This is a genomic window from Salmonella sp. 2018103, assembly GCF_026247685.1.
Taxonomy (GTDB): domain Bacteria; phylum Pseudomonadota; class Gammaproteobacteria; order Enterobacterales; family Enterobacteriaceae; genus Salmonella; species Salmonella enterica.
On sequence record NZ_CP111029.1, the window covers coordinates 2,682,913 to 2,702,594 of the forward strand.

Here is a 19,682-nt window from a genome sequence, read left to right on the forward strand (position 1 = left end):
GGTCAAAATGTAATTGGGTATCGTCTGACGTTACCCTATCATATTTAATACTGCAATTAGAAAGTCATAATTAATATATTTATTACTCAAAGCCTATTTATCGTGCGCTGAGTAATATCTACGTATCGAGTCGACCATGAAAGGACATTTTTAATGAAAGGAAAATTTGCCGCTGCCGTATTATTCACCGCAATGGGGCTTGCTTCGACTGCAATGGCTCAGGATGGCCAGGTTAATTTTACCGGCAAAATCATCGAAGCAGGTTGCAAAATTAACGGCAGTGTCACCAGTTCTCAGGATGTCAAGCTGGGCGAGGTCTCTAAAACAGCGTTTACCGCCGCTGGCTCAACGGCAGCAACCACCAAGTTTTCATTGGTATTAACCGCCTGCCCTGCAGAGCTGCTGGGAAAACCGGTTTCCGTAAAATATGACGGTATGCCGGACACCCTGAATAACGACTATCTGCAAATTACCGGTTACGGTACTACCGGCGTCGCTAAAGGTGTCGCTATCCAGTTGTTGAATAGCGATACCAGCGAACTGCCGCTGGGTACTGAGTCTAAATCCGTTACCATTGCCTCCGATGCGGCAGAAGAAACGAACCTCGACTTTTTCGCCCGTTATATCGCGACAGAAGATAGCGTATCAGGCGGCGATGCCAACGGCGTCGTTAACTTTACCCTGACCTACAACTAATCGCGCGGAATTTATTCTCTCGTTTCAGTAAACCAATAAAGCCGGATGGACCCGGCTTTGCTTTGGAGATACTCCATGAATAAATATAGTTTACTCACTGCCGCCACGCTTATATTCACTACGGCAACCGTACAGGCTGGTGTTATTATCGGTGGAACCCGTATTATTTATAACGGCGATAAAAAAGAAACGTCGATTAGCGTTAAAAATCCGGACAAATCGTCTTATCTCATTCAGTCATGGAGTGACGCCGGGGAAAAAAGCAGCGATAAATCGCCGTTTATGGTCACGCCGCCGCTCTTTCGTTTAGGCGCAGGGCAGGAAAATAATCTGCGAATTCTCCGTACTGGCGGCAATTTGCCGGAAGATCGTGAGTCCCTCTACTGGATGAATATTAAGTCGATCCCATCGACGACAGAAAAGCAGGATAACGTTAACACTCTGCAAATTGCGGTGAAAACCCGCATTAAATTAATTTACCGTCCGCAGGCGTTGACGGAGCAACCGGAAAACGTCACCGCGAAGCTGACCTGGCAGCACAGCGGTAACCGTCTTACCGTGACCAATCCCACAGCCTACTACATGAACTTCAGCACGGTGAAGATAGGAACCAGCACCGTGAAAGACGCTACCTATGTCGCGCCGATGAGTTCCGCCAGCTTTACCGCGCCCGCCGAAGCCAGCGGCGACGTAACCTGGACACTTATTAACGATTTCGGCTCTATCGGGTCTGAACACCACACACGCCTGTAAGACCACACCGAAAGGATATCGGGATGAATGCAGACGCATACAAAAAAATAATGAAGCTCAGTCGAATCGCCTGCTTTATCGCCCTGCAGTGCGCACTGCCAGCCGGTAACACTGCGTTTGCCCGCGAATATTTTAACCCAGCGCTGCTGGGGATCGACGGGCCGGGAAAAGAGCTTACCGATCTTTCCGCTTTTGAAGAAGGCATCGGCCAAATGCCTGGCACCTATCGCGTTGACGTCATTGTGAATAAATCGTCCGCTGGCGTGCATGACGTTAATTTTGTTATGCAAAAAGATACGGCAGGCAACACCACTCTGCAGCCCTGCTTCAGCGTTGACTCGCTGCGCGAGTTCGGTATTCGTACCGACGCGTTTCCAAATCTTGCTGGTCACGGCGACTGCGCTAACCTGGCGGCGATCCCGCAGGCCAGCGCCGAGTTCGCCTTTGAACGCCAGCAGCTACGGCTGTCTATTCCGCAGGCCGCCGTAGACAGCCATGCCCGCGGCTACGTCGCCCCGGAACGGCTCGATGAGGGCATTAACGCCCTGCTGCTCAACTATAGCTTTTCCGGCGCCAACACCGAAGCGCGCCGCGGCGATATGACCGACTCCGACAGCTATTATCTGAGCCTGCGTCCGGGCCTGAATATTGGCCCCTGGCGCATTCGCAACTACAGCACCTGGAATCGCAACGTCAACGGCGATAGCGCCGATGAAAGCTGGGATTCGCTCTACACCTACGCCCAACGCAATATTATCGCGCTGAAAAGTCAGCTAACATTCGGCGACAGCACCGCGCCCTCCGAGCTGTTTGATAGTGTGCCGTTCCGCGGCGCACAGCTGGCCTCCGACGATGATATGTTGCCCGATAGCCTGCGTGGCTACGCGCCGGTGGTGCGCGGCATCGCCCGTACTAACGCGCAGGTAATTATCAAACAGAATGGTTACACCATTTATCAAAGCTATGTTTCGCCGGGCGCATTTGAGATTACCGATATGTACCCAACCGGCAGCAGCGGCGATCTTGACGTCACAATTAAAGAGGCCGACGGTAGCGAACAGCATCAGACGGTGGCCTTCGCCTCTCTGCCTATTCTGCAGCGCGAAGGGCGGCTGAAGTACAGTGTAACCAGCGGCCAGTATCGCCCCTATGAGAGCGATATTGACAAAAAAATGTTTACCCAGGCCACCTTGATTTATGGCCTGCCAGCCGGGTTTACGGTATATGGCGGGGGCCAGTTCTCACAGCACTACAAGTCCCTGCTCACCGGGCTTGGAAAAAACCTCGGCGAGTTGGGCGCCGTCTCGGTGGATGGCACTCAGGCATGGTCAACGCAAAAAGATCAGGATAAAGAGAGCGGCCAGTCCTGGCGCATCCGTTACAGTAAAAATATTCTCGAAACCGGCACCAATATATCCATTTCCGGTTATAGGTATTCAACGTCAGGTTATTACACTCTCCCGGAAGTACTGGATACCTGGCGTGACGACGAGTCGCAAAATAATAACGACCGCCGCCGCAACCGTGCTGAACTTCAGCTTAACCAGAGTATCGGTGCGAGTCTGGGGTCACTGTCGCTCAATGCTATTAGCGAAGATTACTGGAACAGTGACCGGAAGATGCGCTCTCTCGGTGTGGGTTACAGTAATAGCTGGGGCGGCGTGACGTACAACATCAATTACAGCTATAACCGCAATACCACCGACAGTGACGATAGCGACAAAATCTACGATGAAGATCAGGTCTTCTCACTGAGCATAAACATCCCGCTCGACCGCTGGTTAAGTCACAGTTACGCCACCTACAACCTGAATACCAGCAAACGGGGCAATACCAACCATACCGTCGGGCTAAACGGGTCAGCATTAGAAGACAATAACCTGAACTGGAGTCTCCAGCAGAGCGAAACGAATCACGGCGAAGGGAATGGCGGTTACGCCAGCCTCGATTATCAGGGGACCTACGCACGAATGAATGGTGCCTACAGCTATGACAACGACCAGAAACGCGTTAACTACGGCATGGAAGGCGGCATTGTCGCGCACGCGCATGGTGTCACGCTCAGCCAGTCGTTGGGCGAAACCTCAGCACTGGTAGAAGCCCCCGGGGCGAATGGTGTTACGATAAGCAACCAGACGGGTGTAAAAACCGACTTCCGCGGTTACACCGTGGTGCCTTACGTGACGCCGTACCGTGAAACCGCCGTCTCACTGGATACCGAAACGCTGCCTGATGGTGCTGACGTCGACCTGACCAGCCAGATGATTACTCCCACGCGCGGCGCAATTGTACGCGCACATTTTGATACCCATATCGGTAAAAGGGTACTCATGAATTTGTCACGTCCCCCTACGGAGATAGTGCCATTTGGAGCGCTGGCAACGATAGAGGGTCAACCTGCGGATAAGAGCTTCATCGTGGGTGACCACGGGCAAGTCTATCTTACCGGTGCGCCCGAACGCGGAACCTTAAAGGTAACGTGGGGCCGTACGGCGAATGACACCTGTCACGTAACATTCAATTTAACAGAATTGAATGCGACTGATGGTGTGATGGAAACGCAAGAATCTTGTCGTTAATAACGATGACAATAATCGTCATAAGGAAAACGTATTCGTGAAAAAAACAGTCGGCCTTGCGTTGTTAATATCTGTGTGCCCGTTGATAACGTCCGTTGATGCTCTTGCAGGTATCATAAATACAAGCAGTGCGAATACATCAACTTTACCTTATAAATTCAGCTCCTTTACTATGCCGAGTTCGGCCGGAGGGACAACCTGGTTTGACGACTGGGGGGAACACTGGAAATTGCCAATAATAGCTAGCAGCCAAAAAGGTTATATTGATTTTACTGTGAATGGCGAACCGACAGGGGGAACGACTACTAATGACGCAACGGTGTATAAAACCAATAACCCGGGTGTAGGCATTGCCTATCAAATGACTTACACCCCAGCGGGCGTAGTAACCCCGGATAAAGATTATACGGCTCCATTTCGTTTAGACGTCGATAGTAATGTCAACGCATCCGGCGACCTGATTATTCGCTACATGCTGGTGCGTTTAACGGATGAACTACCGGCGGGCCCCATTACTGAGGTGCCAAGCGTTACTGTTTCTTATCATAACCCAGCGGATAGCGGGTATGGAGATGTGACTTTCGTGGCCCGTTCTGGTGTGGCTAGTCAGCCAAAGTATACGGCTTGTGGAATTAACGCACCAACAGAAATTAAACTCAACCCACTTTATGGGAATAGCCTAAAAACGGGCGCACAAAATAGTATTCAGGCGCCGACGATAACGCTCACAAACTGCCCGGGGGCCATCAATGGTATCTCTTATAATTTTTCCGCAGTCTATGGAGCCCACGACGAGGCCAATGGGGTTCTTAATACTGTGACGGGTGATACCTACGCGAAAAATGTTTATGTGCAGATACAGAATACCGATGGTACGCCTCATACAATTAATTCAGCGATCGCGCTCCAGAATTATAACGGCTCCGGGGATTATGTGTTGCCTGACTTTAAAGTGTCTTATTTTATAGATGATGCTGAAAGCGTAACTGCGGGTAATGTCAAAACAGCCATTGAGCTTAAAGTTACTTACAACTAATAGGAATTATATATGATTGTTACAAACAGGAAAAAGACAGTGGCATTCATCATTGCGCTTGGTTGGTTATTTTCCTCATCCAGTCAGGCTGTCAATATTGATATCAGCGGTACCGTTATCGCCTCACCTTGTGTGGTTAACGGCGGCGATGAGTCTCTCGCTATTAATCTGGGGACCGGGATTCAGGCCAATACTCTGGAAACAAGTGGCAGCACTACCCCATGGGTTGAAAAGACATTGACGCTCACCGATTGCCCAGCCTCCACCACCTCATTTAGCGTAGCCTTTGCTGGCACCGCCGACACGGATACAGACTTCTACAAAAATACCGGCACTGCCACCAACCTGAAGCTTGAGTTAACGGATGACAAAAGCGAGCACGCCTATAAAAATGGCGCTGCTCTGAAGGACATCGCAATCCCATCCGACACGCATGCCTATGACCTGAAACTGCGCTCCCGTGCAGTGGCAACAGGCCTCGTGATGCCAGGCACCATCGAGGGCCAAGTACAGGCAACCTTCACCTACCAGTAATCCAGGACGGGACAATGGCGCAACAGATAAATAAACTGCTCCCCGCGTTGGCCTGTCTATGGGCGGTAAGCAGTATTTATTCCGTGCAGGCAACCGATATTAACCTGAGCGGTATAGTAATTGCTTCTGCCTGCATCGTGGATACGGGCACAAAGGAACAGACGGTCACGTTCCAGCAGGCACGCGCCGTTGATTACCTTAAGGTGGGCGATACCAGTGAGTGGCAGGATTTTGAACTGACCCTCTCCTCCTGCCCGCCATCAACTACTCAGGTGACTGCCCTGTTCAGCGGTGATGCCGACACTGACGATGCCACCAAATTCGCTAACAGCCAGGGCAGCGCTACCGGTATGGCACTGGAAATTATGACCCGCGATCATCAGACGGAAATCTCACCGGCGGATACGCTGGCCGTGAAAGTGAACGGCAATGACCACCGGGCCGTTTTCCCGCTCTCTGCGCGCATGTACACACCGACGGGTCGCGTAACGTCAGGGGAATTCAAGACTGTCGTTCAACTGAACTTTACGTACCAGTAGCCTTCAGATCAAGAATACATAAAAAAGCGGAGCGCCTGGCGCTCCGCTTTTTTATTCATAACAGTACTGACTAGATACGTTTGAAAATCAACGAACCGTTAGTACCGCCAAAGCCAAAGGAGTTACACAGAGCGTACTCCAGATCGCTGACCTGGCGCGCTTCATGCGGCACGAAGTCCAGATCGCAACCTTCATCCGGGTTATCCAGATTAATGGTTGGCGGAATGGCCTGATCGCGCAGCGCCAGAATAGAGAAAATAGACTCTACTGCGCCTGCGGCGCCCAACAGATGGCCGGTCATCGATTTGGTCGAGCTCACCATCACTCGGCTTGCGGCATCGCCAAAGACTGACTTAACCGCCTGCGTCTCAGCTTTGTCGCCGGCAGGCGTCGACGTGCCGTGTGCGTTGACGTAGCCAATCTGAGCAGGCTCAATCGCGGCATCACGCAACGCGTTAACCATCGCCAGCGCAGCGCCTGCGCCATTTTCCGGCGGCGACGTCATATGGTAAGCATCGCTGCTCATACCAAAGCCGACGATTTCAGCATAGATTTTCGCACCACGCGCTTTTGCATGTTCGTACTCTTCAAGCACCAACATACCGGCACCGTCGCCCAGTACAAAACCATCGCGTTCTTTATCCCACGGACGGCTCGCCGCCTGTGGGTTATCGTTGCGGGTCGACAGCGCGCGCGCTGCGCCAAAACCACCTACGCCCAGCGGCGTACTGGCTTTTTCTGCGCCACCTGCCACCATCGCGTCCGCATCGCCATAGGCGATGATACGCGCGGCATGGCCGATGTTATGCACGCCTGAAGTACAGGCAGTCGCAATAGAGATGCTTGGCCCACGCAGGCCATACATGATAGTCAGATGGCCTGCTACCATGTTAACAATCGTCGACGGGACAAAGAACGGGCTAATCTTACGCGGTCCGCCTTTTACCAGCGAACTGTGGTTTTCTTCGATCAGACCGAGACCACCGATACCGGAGCCGATAGCGGCGCCAATACGGCTTGCGTTCTCTTCCGTCACTTCAAGGCCAGAATCCTGCATGGCCTGTACGCCAGCGACAATTCCATATTGAATGAAGGCATCCATCTTGCGCTGTTCTTTGCGCGAGATAATGTCATCACAGTTAAAATCCTTTACTAAGCCAGCAAATTTCGTTGCATAGGCGCTAGTATCGAAATGGTCGATCAGGCTGATGCCACTCTGACCGGCAAGGAGAGCTTTCCAGGTAGACTCTACGGTATTGCCGACAGGAGACAACATGCCCAGTCCGGTCACAACTACACGACGCTTAGACACGGTTGTCCTCCAGGGAGGGAAAATGATTCTAGTGGGACAAAAAGATAAAACTCAGGCGGTCGAATGACCGCCTGGAGATGTTCACTTACGCCTGGTGGCCGTTGATGTAATCAATGGCAGCCTGAACGGTGGTGATTTTCTCAGCTTCTTCGTCCGGAATCTCAGTATCAAACTCTTCTTCCAGAGCCATTACCAGCTCAACGGTGTCAAGAGAATCTGCGCCCAGGTCTTCAACGAAAGAAGCATTGTTGGTTACTTCTTCCTGCTTAACGCCCAGCTGTTCGCCGATAATTTTCTTAACGCGTTCTTCGATAGTGCTCATACTCTTAAATTTCCTATCAAAACTCGCTTTCGCGATGGTTTTCGTAGTGTATAAAATGTTGAAAAATTTGCAACTAAATCCCGGCAGGTCTTACCACGATTTTACGTTATTTTGCGGCCTTTCGCCCTAATAACGCAAATATTTTTCAATCGTGATTAAACCATGTACATTCCGCCGTTGACGTGCAGAGTCTCACCAGTGATGTAACTCGCTTCGTCAGAGGCTAAAAATGCAACCGCACTAGCGATTTCCTGAGCGCCGCCGAGGCGACCCGCAGGCACCTGCGCCAGGATACCCGCACGCTGATCGTCAGACAGCGCACGCGTCATGTCCGTTTCAATAAAACCCGGAGCCACAACATTGACAGTAATACCACGGGACGCAACTTCACGCGCCAGTGATTTACTGAAACCGATCAGACCCGCTTTCGCCGCAGCGTAGTTTGCCTGACCTGCATTTCCCATGGTACCAACCACAGAACCAATAGTGATAATGCGACCACAACGCTTTTTCATCATAGCGCGCATTACCGCTTTTGACAGGCGGAAAACGGATGATAAATTGGTTTCGATAATATCGTTCCACTCATCATCTTTCATTCGCATCAACAGATTATCACGAGTGATACCGGCATTATTAACCAGGATATCCACTTCACCAAATTCTGCGCGAATATTTTCCAGAACAGATTCAATAGATGCAGGATCGGTCACATTCAACATCAAACCTTTCCCGTTAGCACCTAAATAGTCGCTAATGTTCTTCGCACCATTTTCACTGGTCGCAGTCCCGATAACTTTCGCGCCGCGGGCAACGAGAGTCTCTGCAATTGCGCGGCCTATGCCACGGCTTGCACCAGTCACCAGCGCAATCTTTCCTTCAAAGCTCATGGTTTTCCTCTTTTATTGCGTAAGTGCCGCAGACAGCGCCGCCGGCTCGTTCAGCGCCGACGCTGTCAGGGTGTCGACAATACGTTTCGTCAGACCAGTGAGGACTTTACCTGGACCCACTTCATAAAGATGTTCAACGCCCTGCGCCGCGATAAATTCCACGCTCTTCGTCCACTGTACCGGATTGTACAACTGGCGAACCAGCGCATCGCGGATAGCGGCGGCATCGGTTTCACATTTCACGTCAACGTTGTTTACTACCGGCACCGTTGGCGCGCTAAAGGTAATTTTGGCTAATTCAACCGCCAGCTTATCTGCCGCTGGTTTCATCAGCGCGCAGTGCGACGGTACGCTCACCGGCAGCGGCAGCGCGCGTTTCGCGCCAGCGGCTTTACAGGCTGCGCCCGCGCGTTCTACTGCCTCTTTATGCCCGGCGATAACCACCTGTCCCGGCGAGTTAAAGTTAACCGGCGAAACAACCTGCCCTTCGGCAGATTCTTCACAGGCTTTAGCAATAGAGGCATCATCCAGACCGATGATCGCAGACATGCCGCCAGTACCTTCCGGAACCGCTTCCTGCATGAATTTACCGCGCATTTCCACCAGACGAACGGCATCAGCAAAGTTGATGACGCCAGCGCAAACCAGCGCGGAATATTCGCCCAGGCTGTGACCTGCCATTAACGCAGGCATTTTACCGCCCTGCTGCTGCCAAACGCGCCAAAGCGCGACGGAAGCGGTTAATAACGCCGGCTGCGTCTGCCAGGTTTTATTCAGTTCTTCCGCTGGACCTTGCTGGGTGAGCGCCCACAGATCATATCCCAGAGCCGAAGAAGCTTCAGCAAACGTTTCTTCTACGATAGGGTAATTTGCCGCCATCTCGGCCAACATCCCAACGCTCTGAGAACCCTGACCGGGGAACACAAATGCAAATTGCGTCATGTTTAAATCCTTATACTAGAAACGAATCAGCGCGGAGCCCCAGGTGAATCCACCCCCGAAGGCTTCAAGCAATACCAGCTGACCGGCTTTAATTCGCCCGTCACGCACGGCTTCATCCAGCGCGCACGGCACAGAAGCCGCGGAGGTATTGCCGTGCCTGTCCAGCGTGACGACGACATTGTCCATCGACATGCCGAGTTTTTTCGCTGTCGCGCTAATGATACGCAGGTTAGCCTGATGCGGCACCAGCCAATCGAGTTCGGAGCGATCCAGGTTATTAGCCGCCAGCGTCTCATCGACAATATGCGCCAGTTCAGTGACCGCCACTTTAAAGACTTCATTGCCCGCCATCGTCAGGTAAATCGGGTTATCCGGATTTACGCGATCGGCATTCGGCAGGGTCAGTAATTCACCGTAACGGCCATCGGCATGAAGATGAGTGGAGATAATACCCGGTTCTTCAGAAGCGCTCAGTACGGCCGCGCCTGCGCCATCGCCGAAAATAATGATCGTACCGCGATCGCCAGGATCGCAAGTGCGGGCTAATACATCGGAACCGACCACCAGCGCGTGTTTAACCGCGCCGGATTTAACGTACTGGTCGGCGATGCTTAACGCGTAGGTGAAACCTGCGCACGCTGCCGCGACATCAAACGCCGGGCAACCTTTAATACCGAGCATACTTTGAATCTGACATGCCGCGCTTGGAAATGCATGCGTTGCTGATGTGGTAGCCACCACAATCAAGCCAATTTGGTCTTTATCGATCCCCGCCATCTCAATCGCGCGATTCGCAGCGGTAAAGCCCATCGTCGCGACAGTTTCATTCGGCGCGGCGATATGGCGTTCACGAATACCTGTACGAGTGACAATCCACTCGTCAGAGGTCTCCACCATTTTTTCCAGATCGGCGTTAGTCCGCACTTGTTCGGGCAGATAGCTGCCAGTACCAATAATCTTCGTATACATGTACGCTCAGTCACTTTTCGGTTATATACCGTTACCTGTAAACGTCTGGCACGCTGGCGGCGCCGGGGAGACAGCGATATTATCTGTGCGCCCGCAGGTTTACGCCTTTGCCATCGTCCAGCGGTTCAAATCCGGCTGGGTATACAGATTCCAGGCGAGCGGCAATTCGCTGAGGAACTTGTCGCTGCACCGCCTGCACTGCCTGTTCAATCGCGACTGCAAATGCTCGCTGATTGGCCGCACCATGACTTTTTATCACCGTGCCGCGCAATCCTAACAGACAGGCGCCATTATACTGGTCGGGGTTGAGGTGACTGAATCGCCTCGTCAGGCTTTTTTGTAACCAACGTTTTAATAACAGCAGCCACCACGACCGTTTTTTCCCTTCGCCCTGTGATTTCAGCAGTGAAAGGAACATTCTGACAACCCCCTCCATCGTTTTAAGTGTGACATTGCCTGTAAAGCCGTCACACACCAGTACATCAGTTTTTCCCGTCAGTAACTCATTCGCCTCAAGGTAGCCGATGTAATTGATGGTTGGAACTGTTTTTAACATTAAAGAGGCTTCGCGAATACTGTCGAGGCCTTTGGTTTCTTCTTCCCCGATATTGAGTAGCGCCACGCGGGGATTTTTGATCCCGACGACCTCTTCCGCCAAAACGGCGCCCATCACGGCAAACTGCACCAGCATGGTACTGTCGCAGTCGACGTTGGCACCCAAATCAAGCACTACCGTTTTGCCCTTTTGCTGGTGCGGTAATACCGTCACCAACGCCGGACGCTCAATCCCCTCAAGAGGCTTGAGCAATAATTTCGCCAGCCCCATCAGCGCCCCGGTATTACCGGCGCTAACGCAAGCTTCGGCTCGGCCTTCTTTCACAAGCTCCAGGGCCACACGCATGGATGTCCCGCGACTGGCGCGGATCGCCTGCGAAGGCCGGGCATCACTGGCAATAACTGACTGTGCAGGGATAATCTGCAGACGCGAACGTTGTTCAAAGTCAGCTTTGGCAAGTAATGGCGTGATAATATCGGGATTCCCGACTAAAAGAAGAGTGAGCTGCGAATTAGCGTTCAGTGCCTGCAATGCTGCAGGCACCGTCACGGAAGGACCAAAATCGCCCCCCATGACATCTAACGCCAGGGTTAGACGTGTCAAGGTATCGTCGCTGCCTGGTTCGGTGTTCTCCGCTTACGCGGAGAAATCCTCACTAAGCTTTATCACGCTTGTACTCTTCGGCTTTTACACCACAGGCACGCCTGTGATGCAAAAGGCATCGAGTATCGCGCGATTACTTAGCGATGACCTTACGGCCGCGGTAGTAACCGTCGGCAGTGATGTGGTGACGCAGGTGTTTTTCACCAGAAGTTTTGTCTACAGACAGGCTGGTGACTGCGGTCAGAGCGTCATGGGAACGACGCATGCCACGTTTGGAACGGGTTGGTTTATTCTGTTGTACGGCCATGGACCTTACTCCTCAATTACGGTTTATCCCTGCGTCCGCGGGGAAGACCTATTACTTACGCTTTAAGCTGGCTAATACGGCAAATGGGTTTGGCTTTTGCGCTTCATCAGGCAGTTCGCCAAAGACCATGTCCGCCTCGGACACTTCACAGTGTTCAGAATCATGCACCGGAACTACCGGCAAGGCGAGGATGATTTCATCTTCAACCGTCGCCAGCAGATCGATTTCGCCGAATTCGTTTACCTCAATCGGCTCATACGCTTCCGGCAGTGCTTCAGCCTGCTCGTCGGAACGGACAGGGCTAAAACAATACGTTGTGTGAACCTGATGGGTAAACGGTTTCCCGCAACGCTGGCATTCGAGCGACACCGTAACGACCGCATCGCCGGTTAAAACGGCGAGACGCTGGTTATCGATAGCGAACGACATGGAGCATTCCACATCACTGTCCACACTGACTACAGACTCGGCAACGCGCTCAACCTGATCGGGGGTATAGATACCCTGGTAATCAAGGCGTTTTTGAGCGGTACGAACCGGATCAAGAGTCAGGGGTAATTTTACCTTTTGCATAGGGCGCGCATATTAACTTCGTAACGTCATATAGTCAAAGAAAAAGGCAGCCTGCGGTTGCCTTTTGCCAATAATTCGCACACATTGCGGGTTACAGACTTATTTTCGCTCAAGACGAGTCAGTATGACAGGCTTGAAGACCGAAGAGCATAGTTTAAGATGGCTCTCATCATTACGCTATATCTGAGGGAAAAAATATGCCCCGTCTCATCCTTGCGTCTACCTCTCCCTGGCGTCGCGCGCTGCTGGAAAAGCTGACGATTCCTTTCGAATGCGCCGCGCCGGATGTTGATGAAACCCCCATGCCGGGCGAAGCGCCGCGTCAGTTGGTGCTGCGGCTGGCGCAGGCGAAGGCGCAATCGCTCGCCGCGCGTTTCCCGAATCATTTGATTATTGGCTCCGACCAAATTTGTGTTCTGGACGGCGAAATCACCGGCAAACCGCTGACGGAAGAAAAAGCGCGTCAGCAATTAGCCAAAGCCAGCGGAAATATTGTGACGTTTTATACCGGACTGGCGCTGTATAACTCCGCCTCCGGGCACTTACAAACCGAAGTGGAGCCTTTTGACGTTCATTTTCGCCATTTAAGCGAAGCGGAAATAGACGACTATGTCCGTAAAGAGCATCCGCTGCACTGCGCGGGAAGTTTTAAAAGCGAAGGTTTAGGCATTGCATTATTTGAACGCCTGGAGGGTCGCGATCCGAACACGCTGATCGGCTTGCCGCTTATTGCCCTGTGCCAGATGCTGCGACGGGAGGGCTTTAACCCGCTACAGCAGTAAACGGCCTACTCTGTAGGCTTTTCAAATACCGCTAAAAGCCGTTTCTGCACGTGTTGGTAGCTATCTCCCGTTTATAGGGGAGCAGTTTCGACCGCTTCCAGTTCTAACCAACTGGAAAGCGCTTGTTGTGAACAATTTAGCGCCTGCCGATCTTCACTCTCTTCGTGCGGGCCCGTTTCCTGGTCAATCCATTCACCGACCAGAAAAAAAGCATTGGCATTACGAACTGATGTACGGTGCGTTTTATCCCATAGGGTATCAACAGCGGTATACGTGCGCGTTAATGAATTCCCCATCTCAGTTCAGTTTTGTAAAAACACGTGTTCTCAATACTCGCCTGACGCGCTCTACGGCGTCAAAAGCGGCTTACGAACTTATTCTCGCGAGCAACTCTCAGAACGTTTACTGTCCTGAAACCTTCCCCTTGCGACTCGTTAAATTCCATCTCGCGATGAGTTTACGCCCCCCTAACATTGCTTCACCTCACGACACATTCCTTTAATTAACGCCGCCAGCATCAGCCGCATCTTGTTGACTATTTATAAATTCAACCATCTGCTGAGTAAGATGGTTTATATCATTCTGCGTAATGAAAAAATTAAATTGTTGATCCTGAAAGTGTTCTTTTGCTGCCAGGTCGGCAAAAACCGCTTTTCCATTCGTTTCAAAGCGGACTTTATTTCCCTGTTTTTGCAGAAACTCGCCCATTGCGACCAGTTGGTCGAGCCGCTTTCCGCGCAGAAAATAATAGCGAGTCATCGTCTCATCCAGCGGTGTTACGGTTTTATTCCACGCAGCGTCAAAGACAAGCTTCACATCAGAGGGGAACTTTAAAGCAGAATGTTTTTTTCTGTTTTCACTACTCACATTTTTCAACCGAAGGATAAATCGATTGTTTACGTCGCGAGCCACACGTAGCTCGTTCAGGAAAACCAGATTATCACGCTCAGACTGAATAACACCGGTGATCTTATCCTCCTGGCCGGTCTCATACACCACAGCAAAGATTTGCCCGTAGGCAGCTAATAGTACATCGTAGTCATCGGCGTAATGACCAAAAGCCTGACGTTGGGCTGGCGTCAACTCACAGACGCCCACCACGGGAGACGTAATGATTTGCGTATTCAAATACTCAACGAAAGCCCGTCGTGAACTATCGCCCTTTCCTTCGCAACCGGTCAGCATCGCGATCACGAGCGGCACGATAACGTATTTTCCCCAACGCTGAGTAAATGAGCGCATCCAGCTAGTATTGGCCATCTGTTCGTCCTTAAACACGCCGAAATCCGGATCGCAAGAATAAACAGTGCACAACGGTAAAAATGCGTCGGATACAGCAAAACAAAAATATTATGAGAAAAGTGAGATTCGGGCAGATAACCTGCCCGAAAGAGGAACTATTTTGCGTTACGCAGCACCTGCAGACAGCGCTTCAGGGCGTTATCCATTGGCGCTTCAATGCGCATGACTTCGCCCGTTCCCGGATGCGTGAACTTCAACGCCGCGGCGTGCAGAAAGAGACGTTTAAGTCCGGTTCCCGCTTCGGTAAGCTGTTGATCAAACTCACGGTCGCCGTAGCGATCGTCGAACGCAATAGGGTGACCGGCATATTGGGTATGTACGCGAATCTGATGCGTACGGCCCGTGACCGGGCTACAGCGCACCAGCGTGGCGAAGGCATAGCGCTCTTCCACCTTGAAGCGCGTTTCTGACGGTTTGCCTTCCTGGCTCACGCGAACAATGCGTTCGCCGCTTTGCAGAATGTTCTTTAATAATGGCGCCTGTACGGTTTTAACGTGCGATTGCCACTGGCCGCGCACCAGCGCCAGATAATCTTTCTGCATTCCCTTTTCGCGCAGTTGCTCATGCAGCGAACGCAGCGCGGAACGTTTTTTTGCCACCAACAGCACGCCGGAAGTATCGCGGTCAAGACGATGCACCAGTTCCAGGAATCGCGCTTCCGGACGCAACGCCCGCAGCCCTTCGATGACGCCAAAACTTAACCCACTCCCGCCGTGTACGGCGGTGCCGGAAGGCTTATTCAGCACCAGAATATGGTCGTCTTCATACAAAATGACGTCCGCCAAGGCCGCCACTTTTTGCAAATGCGGCGACACGGCCTCTTCTTCGCGTTCAGCAACGCGAACCGGCGGAATGCGGACTTCATCGCCCGCTTCCAGTTTGTATTCCGGTTTAATGCGTTTTTTGTTCACCCGCACCTCGCCTTTACGCAAGATGCGATAAATCATACTTTTTGGTACCCCTTTCAGTTGGGTGCGCAAAAAGTTATCAATGCGTTGCCCCGCTTCGTCAGCGGCGATGGCAACAATTTTTACGGATGGCGTTTCTGTTTTCATGGGGGGCGATTCTAAATAGCCTGTGAGATTCGCGCCACACATTTTTCTATGCTTATAGAGACGTCTACGCCAGTGGATGAACATTTTTCACTGCGGTTTTGCTGGTTATTAAAGCGATTGGCTCGCGCTGGTGAAAAAACTGTGAGTAAGCGGGTGATAAATGGTAAAAGTCATCTTGCTATAACAAGGTTAGCAGTGGAATAATGATGCGGTTTCCGCACCGAAACTTGTTAAAACAAAAAGTTTAGCGGAATAACCCATTTTGTCTGACCGATCATCAACGCAGCAATGGCGTAAGACGTATTGATTTTTCAGACAGTTAGCGGGCTGCGGGTTGCAGTCCTTACCGGTAGATAGGATCTTCTCTGGAGAGTAATGCCCAGGCTGCTTCCCTGATAATTGCGCTGTGTTTCCGTATGAAATACAGGCAACCGACACTCTGCGCCTCTTTGAGCTGACGATAACCGTGAGGTTGGCGACGCGAAATAGTCACGAGGCCATCGGTTCATGCCCGGTAAGGCGTCACCATGCCCGCAGCTTAGTCGTCAACGTAAGAATAATGAGTAAGTTACGATGAAAAGAATGTTAATCAACGCGACTCAGCAGGAAGAGTTGCGCGTCGCCCTTGTAGATGGGCAGCGTCTGTACGATCTGGATATAGAAAGCCCCGGACACGAGCAGAAAAAAGCGAACATCTACAAAGGCAAAATTACCCGTATTGAACCGAGCCTGGAAGCGGCTTTTGTTGATTACGGCGCAGAACGCCACGGTTTCCTCCCGTTAAAAGAAATTGCCCGCGAATATTTCCCCGCTAACTACAGCGCTCATGGTCGCCCGAACATTAAAGACGTGTTACGCGAAGGCCAGGAAGTCATTGTTCAAATCGATAAAGAAGAGCGCGGCAACAAAGGCGCGGCGTTAACCACCTTTATCAGTCTGGCGGGCAGCTACCTGGTGCTGATGCCGAATAACCCGCGCGCGGGTGGTATTTCCCGTCGCATTGAAGGCGACGATCGTACCGAGTTAAAAGAAGCGCTGGCCAGCCTGGAACTTCCTGAAGGAATGGGGCTTATCGTGCGTACCGCAGGCGTGGGTAAATCCGCCGAAGCGTTGCAGTGGGATTTAAGCTTCCGCCTGAAACACTGGGAAGCCATTCAGAAAGCCGCTGAAAGCCGTCCCGCGCCGTTCCTGATCCATCAGGAAAGCAACGTCATCGTACGCGCGTTTCGCGACTATTTGCGTCAGGATATCGGTGAAATCCTGATCGACAATCCCAAAGTGATGGAAATGGCGCGTCAGCATATCGCCGCGTTGGGCCGCCCGGATTTTAGCAGCAAAATTAAGCTGTACACCGGTGAAATCCCGTTGTTCAGCCATTACCAGATCGAATCGCAGATCGAGTCAGCGTTCCAGCGTGAAGTGCGCCTGCCCTCCGGCGGCTCCATCGTCATTGACAGTACCGAAGCGTTAACCGCCATCGATATCAACTCCGCCCGCGCGACTCGCGGCGGCGATATCGAAGAAACGGCGTTTAATACCAACCTGGAAGCGGCCGATGAGATTGCCCGCCAGTTGCGTCTGCGCGACCTGGGCGGCCTGATCGTTATCGACTTTATCGATATGACGCCGGTACGTCACCAGCGCGCGGTAGAAAACCGTCTGCGTGAAGCGGTGCGTCAGGACCGGGCGCGTATTCAGATTAGCCATATTTCCCGCTTCGGCCTGCTCGAAATGTCGCGTCAGCGCCTGAGCCCGTCGCTGGGCGAATCCAGTCATCACGTGTGTCCGCGCTGTAGCGGTACCGGCACCGTGCGCGATAACGAATCTCTGTCGCTGTCCATTCTGCGCCTGATTGAAGAAGAAGCGCTGAAAGAGAATACGCAGGAAGTCCATGCCATTGTTCCGGTGCCGATCGCCTCTTATCTGCTTAACGAAAAACGGACGGCAGTTAACGCTATTGAGACGCGTCAGGATGGCGTCCGCTGTGTCATCGTCCCGAACGATCAGATGGAAACGCCGCACTATTCCGTGCTGCGCGTACGCAAAGGGGAAGAAACGCCGACCCTGAGCTACATGCTGCCGAAGCTGCACGAAGAAGCGATGGCGCTGCCTTCTGAAGAAGAGTACGCCGAGCGTAAACGCCCGGAACAGCCTGCGCTGGCGACATTCGCTATGCCAGATGTGCCTCCGGCGCCGACGCCTGTCGAACCGGCGGTTAGCGTCGCCACGGCGAAAAAGGATAATGTTGCCGCCGCGCAGCCTGCCCAGCCGGGTCTGTTTAGCCGCTTCCTAAACGCGCTGAAACAACTGTTCAGCGGTGAAGAAACGAAAGCCGTCGAAACAGCCGCGCCGAAAGCGGAAGAAAAAGCGGAGCGTCAGCAGGATCGTCGCAAGCCACGGCAGAACAACCGTCGCGATCGTAACGAACGCCGCGACACCCGTGATAACCGTGCCGGACGTGACGGCGGCGAGAGCCGCGACGATAATCGTCGTAACCGTCGCCAGGCGCAGCAGCAAAATGCGGAAGCGCGCGATACCCGCCAGCAGGAAACGGCGGAAAAAGTGAAAACCGGCGATGAGCAGCAACAGACGCCGCGTCGCGAACGCAGCCGCCGCCGCAATGATGACAAACGCCAGGCGCAGCAGGAAGTAAAAGCGCTTAACCGCGAAGAACTGCCTGTCCAGGAGACCGAGCAGGAAGAACGCGTTCAGCAGGTTCAGCCGCGCCGCAAGCAGCGTCAGCTTAATCAGAAAGTCCGCTTTACCAACAGCGCAGTGGTTGAAACGGTTGATACGCCAGTCGTCGTCGACGAACCACGCCCGGTTGAAAACGTTGAACAGCCCGTTCCAGCGCCGCGTACCGAATTGGCGAAAGTTGATTTACCTGTCATTGCCGATATCGCGCCGGAGCAGGATGATAGCGTAGAACCTCGCGATAATACTGGTATGCCGCGTCGCTCCCGCCGTTCTCCGCGCCACCTGCGCGTTAGCGGTCAGCGTCGTCGTCGCTATCGTGACGAGCGCTACCCGACACAATCGCCGATGCCGTTAACCGTCGCCTGCGCGTCGCCGGAAATGGCGTCCGGTAAAGTCTGGATCCGCTACCCGATTGTCCGTCCTCAGGAAACGCAGGTTGTTGAAGAGCAGCGTGAAGCAGATCTGGCGCTGCCACAACCGGTTGTCGCTGAACCGCAGGTTATCGCTGCGACCGTAGCGTTAGAACCACAAGCGTCGGTACAGGCGGTAGAAAACGTTGCCGTTGAGCCGCAGACTGTCGCCGAACCACAGGTGCCGGAAGTCGTCGAGGTCGAGACAACGCATCCGGAAGTGATTGCCGCGCCGGTTGATGAACAGCCGCAACTGATTGCCGAAAGCGATACGCCGGTGGCGCAAGAGGTTATTGCTGACGCCGAACCGGTAGCAGAAACCGCCGACGCGTCCATTACGGTGGCTGAAAACGTAGCTGATGTTGTCGTTGTCGAGCCAGAAGAAGAGACAAAAGCGGAAGCGGCTGTTGTGGAGCACACGGCAGAAGAAACCGTTATCGCACCGGCCCAGGTGGTGGAAAAGCCGCAGGACGTTGTCTGTGTTGACGATCACAACCACGCCAGCGCGCCGATGACGCGTGCGCCAGCGCCGGAATATGTGCCGGAAACCCCGCACCATAGCGACTGGCAGCGTCCTTCCTTCCACTTTGAAGGTAAAGGCGCAGCAGGCGGACACAGCGCCACACGTGTCGCCAGCGCCCCGGCGACACGCCCACAGCCGGTAGAATGATGTAAATGCTGATACAAAGCCGACCGCCAGGTCGGCTTTTTTATGCCCCTTACAGGGCGATGCTTCACCCCATGGCGTCTTTTAGTCACTCCAGGCGTTTATGAGATTGGGCGGGATAATACGTACGGATGGCGTCGCTACGGGCGCGACAATAT

Annotated in this window: 19 protein-coding genes; 8 read left to right on the forward strand and 11 right to left on the reverse strand. The window is 52.8% G+C overall.

Features of this window, described 5'->3' with window-relative positions; translation table 11 throughout:
* The first annotated feature begins 153 nt into the window (after nucleotides 1–153).
* From OLG56_RS13110 to OLG56_RS13135, 6 genes are all read left to right on the forward strand, one after another.
* Nucleotides 154–696 carry a fimbrial protein gene (locus OLG56_RS13110; protein ID WP_000676518.1) on the forward strand — a complete coding sequence of 181 codons (543 nt, stop codon included), beginning with the start codon at nucleotides 154–156 and terminating at the stop codon, nucleotides 694–696.
* Between the two features lie 75 nt (nucleotides 697–771).
* Entirely contained in the window at nucleotides 772–1,449 is a 678-nt protein-coding gene (locus OLG56_RS13115; protein WP_023213205.1) for a fimbrial biogenesis chaperone, read from the forward strand.
* A 23-nt stretch (nucleotides 1,450–1,472) separates the two neighbouring features.
* The gene (locus OLG56_RS13120) at nucleotides 1,473–4,028 is read left to right on the forward strand and encodes a fimbria/pilus outer membrane usher protein (protein WP_079980956.1); all 2,556 of its coding nucleotides are present in this window, start codon (nucleotides 1,473–1,475) and stop codon (nucleotides 4,026–4,028) included.
* Nucleotides 4,029–4,065: 37 nt separating this feature from the next.
* Entirely contained in the window at nucleotides 4,066–5,064 is a 999-nt protein-coding gene (locus tag OLG56_RS13125) for a fimbrial protein (protein ID WP_000754357.1), read from the forward strand.
* A gap of 12 nt (nucleotides 5,065–5,076) precedes the next feature.
* Nucleotides 5,077–5,598: a fimbrial protein gene (locus OLG56_RS13130; RefSeq protein WP_012513009.1), complete on the forward strand. Its 522-nt coding sequence runs from the start codon at nucleotides 5,077–5,079 to the stop codon at nucleotides 5,596–5,598.
* A gap of 14 nt (nucleotides 5,599–5,612) precedes the next feature.
* Nucleotides 5,613–6,137, forward strand: a complete 525-nt coding sequence (locus OLG56_RS13135; RefSeq protein WP_023226015.1) for a fimbrial protein — start codon at nucleotides 5,613–5,615, stop codon at nucleotides 6,135–6,137.
* 70 nt (nucleotides 6,138–6,207) lie between these two features.
* On the opposite strand, the gene fabF is transcribed toward OLG56_RS13135, so the two are convergent.
* The 8 genes from fabF to yceD all read right to left on the reverse strand — a co-directional run bounded on the left by fabF (nucleotide 6,208) and on the right by yceD (nucleotide 12,611).
* Complete coding sequence (gene fabF, locus OLG56_RS13140; protein WP_000044666.1) at nucleotides 6,208–7,449, reverse strand: beta-ketoacyl-ACP synthase II; 1,242 nt, start codon at nucleotides 7,447–7,449, stop codon at nucleotides 6,208–6,210.
* Nucleotides 7,450–7,534: 85 nt separating this feature from the next.
* Nucleotides 7,535–7,771: an acyl carrier protein gene (gene acpP / locus OLG56_RS13145; RefSeq protein WP_000103754.1), complete on the reverse strand. Its 237-nt coding sequence runs from the start codon at nucleotides 7,769–7,771 to the stop codon at nucleotides 7,535–7,537.
* Between the two features lie 155 nt (nucleotides 7,772–7,926).
* Nucleotides 7,927–8,661: a 3-oxoacyl-ACP reductase FabG gene (gene fabG, locus OLG56_RS13150; protein ID WP_000007236.1), complete on the reverse strand. Its 735-nt coding sequence runs from the start codon at nucleotides 8,659–8,661 to the stop codon at nucleotides 7,927–7,929.
* A 12-nt stretch (nucleotides 8,662–8,673) separates the two neighbouring features.
* Nucleotides 8,674–9,603 carry an ACP S-malonyltransferase gene (gene fabD / locus OLG56_RS13155; protein ID WP_079900482.1) on the reverse strand — a complete coding sequence of 310 codons (930 nt, stop codon included), beginning with the start codon at nucleotides 9,601–9,603 and terminating at the stop codon, nucleotides 8,674–8,676.
* 15 nt (nucleotides 9,604–9,618) lie between these two features.
* Nucleotides 9,619–10,572 carry a beta-ketoacyl-ACP synthase III gene (gene fabH / locus OLG56_RS13160; RefSeq protein ID WP_000288148.1) on the reverse strand — a complete coding sequence of 318 codons (954 nt, stop codon included), beginning with the start codon at nucleotides 10,570–10,572 and terminating at the stop codon, nucleotides 9,619–9,621.
* Nucleotides 10,573–10,651: 79 nt separating this feature from the next.
* Complete coding sequence (gene plsX, locus OLG56_RS13165; protein ID WP_001518286.1) at nucleotides 10,652–11,731, reverse strand: phosphate acyltransferase PlsX; 1,080 nt, start codon at nucleotides 11,729–11,731, stop codon at nucleotides 10,652–10,654.
* Nucleotides 11,732–11,864: 133 nt separating this feature from the next.
* A complete protein-coding gene (rpmF, locus tag OLG56_RS13170; RefSeq protein ID WP_000290727.1) occupies nucleotides 11,865–12,038 on the reverse strand; it encodes a 50S ribosomal protein L32 in 174 nt (57 codons plus the stop codon).
* Between the two features lie 51 nt (nucleotides 12,039–12,089).
* Nucleotides 12,090–12,611, reverse strand: a complete 522-nt coding sequence (gene yceD / locus OLG56_RS13175) for a 23S rRNA accumulation protein YceD (protein WP_001174492.1) — start codon at nucleotides 12,609–12,611, stop codon at nucleotides 12,090–12,092.
* A 197-nt stretch (nucleotides 12,612–12,808) separates the two neighbouring features.
* Here yceD and OLG56_RS13180 point away from each other — a divergent pair, with 197 nt between their 5' ends.
* A complete protein-coding gene (locus tag OLG56_RS13180; protein ID WP_001137605.1) occupies nucleotides 12,809–13,393 on the forward strand; it encodes a Maf family protein in 585 nt (194 codons plus the stop codon).
* Nucleotides 13,394–13,464: 71 nt separating this feature from the next.
* Here the strand turns inward: OLG56_RS13180 and OLG56_RS13185 are convergent, their stop codons facing one another.
* The 3 genes from OLG56_RS13185 to rluC all read right to left on the reverse strand — a co-directional run bounded on the left by OLG56_RS13185 (nucleotide 13,465) and on the right by rluC (nucleotide 15,750).
* On the reverse strand, nucleotides 13,465–13,689 hold the full coding sequence (locus OLG56_RS13185) for a hypothetical protein (RefSeq protein ID WP_000528427.1): 225 nt from the start codon (nucleotides 13,687–13,689) through the stop codon (nucleotides 13,465–13,467).
* Between the two features lie 202 nt (nucleotides 13,690–13,891).
* Entirely contained in the window at nucleotides 13,892–14,635 is a 744-nt protein-coding gene (locus OLG56_RS13190; RefSeq protein WP_077906407.1) for a DUF3053 domain-containing protein, read from the reverse strand.
* 155 nt (nucleotides 14,636–14,790) lie between these two features.
* The gene (rluC, locus tag OLG56_RS13195; protein ID WP_000846319.1) at nucleotides 14,791–15,750 is read right to left on the reverse strand and encodes a 23S rRNA pseudouridine(955/2504/2580) synthase RluC; all 960 of its coding nucleotides are present in this window, start codon (nucleotides 15,748–15,750) and stop codon (nucleotides 14,791–14,793) included.
* Nucleotides 15,751–16,323: 573 nt separating this feature from the next.
* Here rluC and rne point away from each other — a divergent pair.
* The gene (rne, locus tag OLG56_RS13200; protein ID WP_000827447.1) at nucleotides 16,324–19,527 is read left to right on the forward strand and encodes a ribonuclease E; all 3,204 of its coding nucleotides are present in this window, start codon (nucleotides 16,324–16,326) and stop codon (nucleotides 19,525–19,527) included.
* The last annotated feature ends 155 nt before the right edge of the window (nucleotides 19,528–19,682 follow it).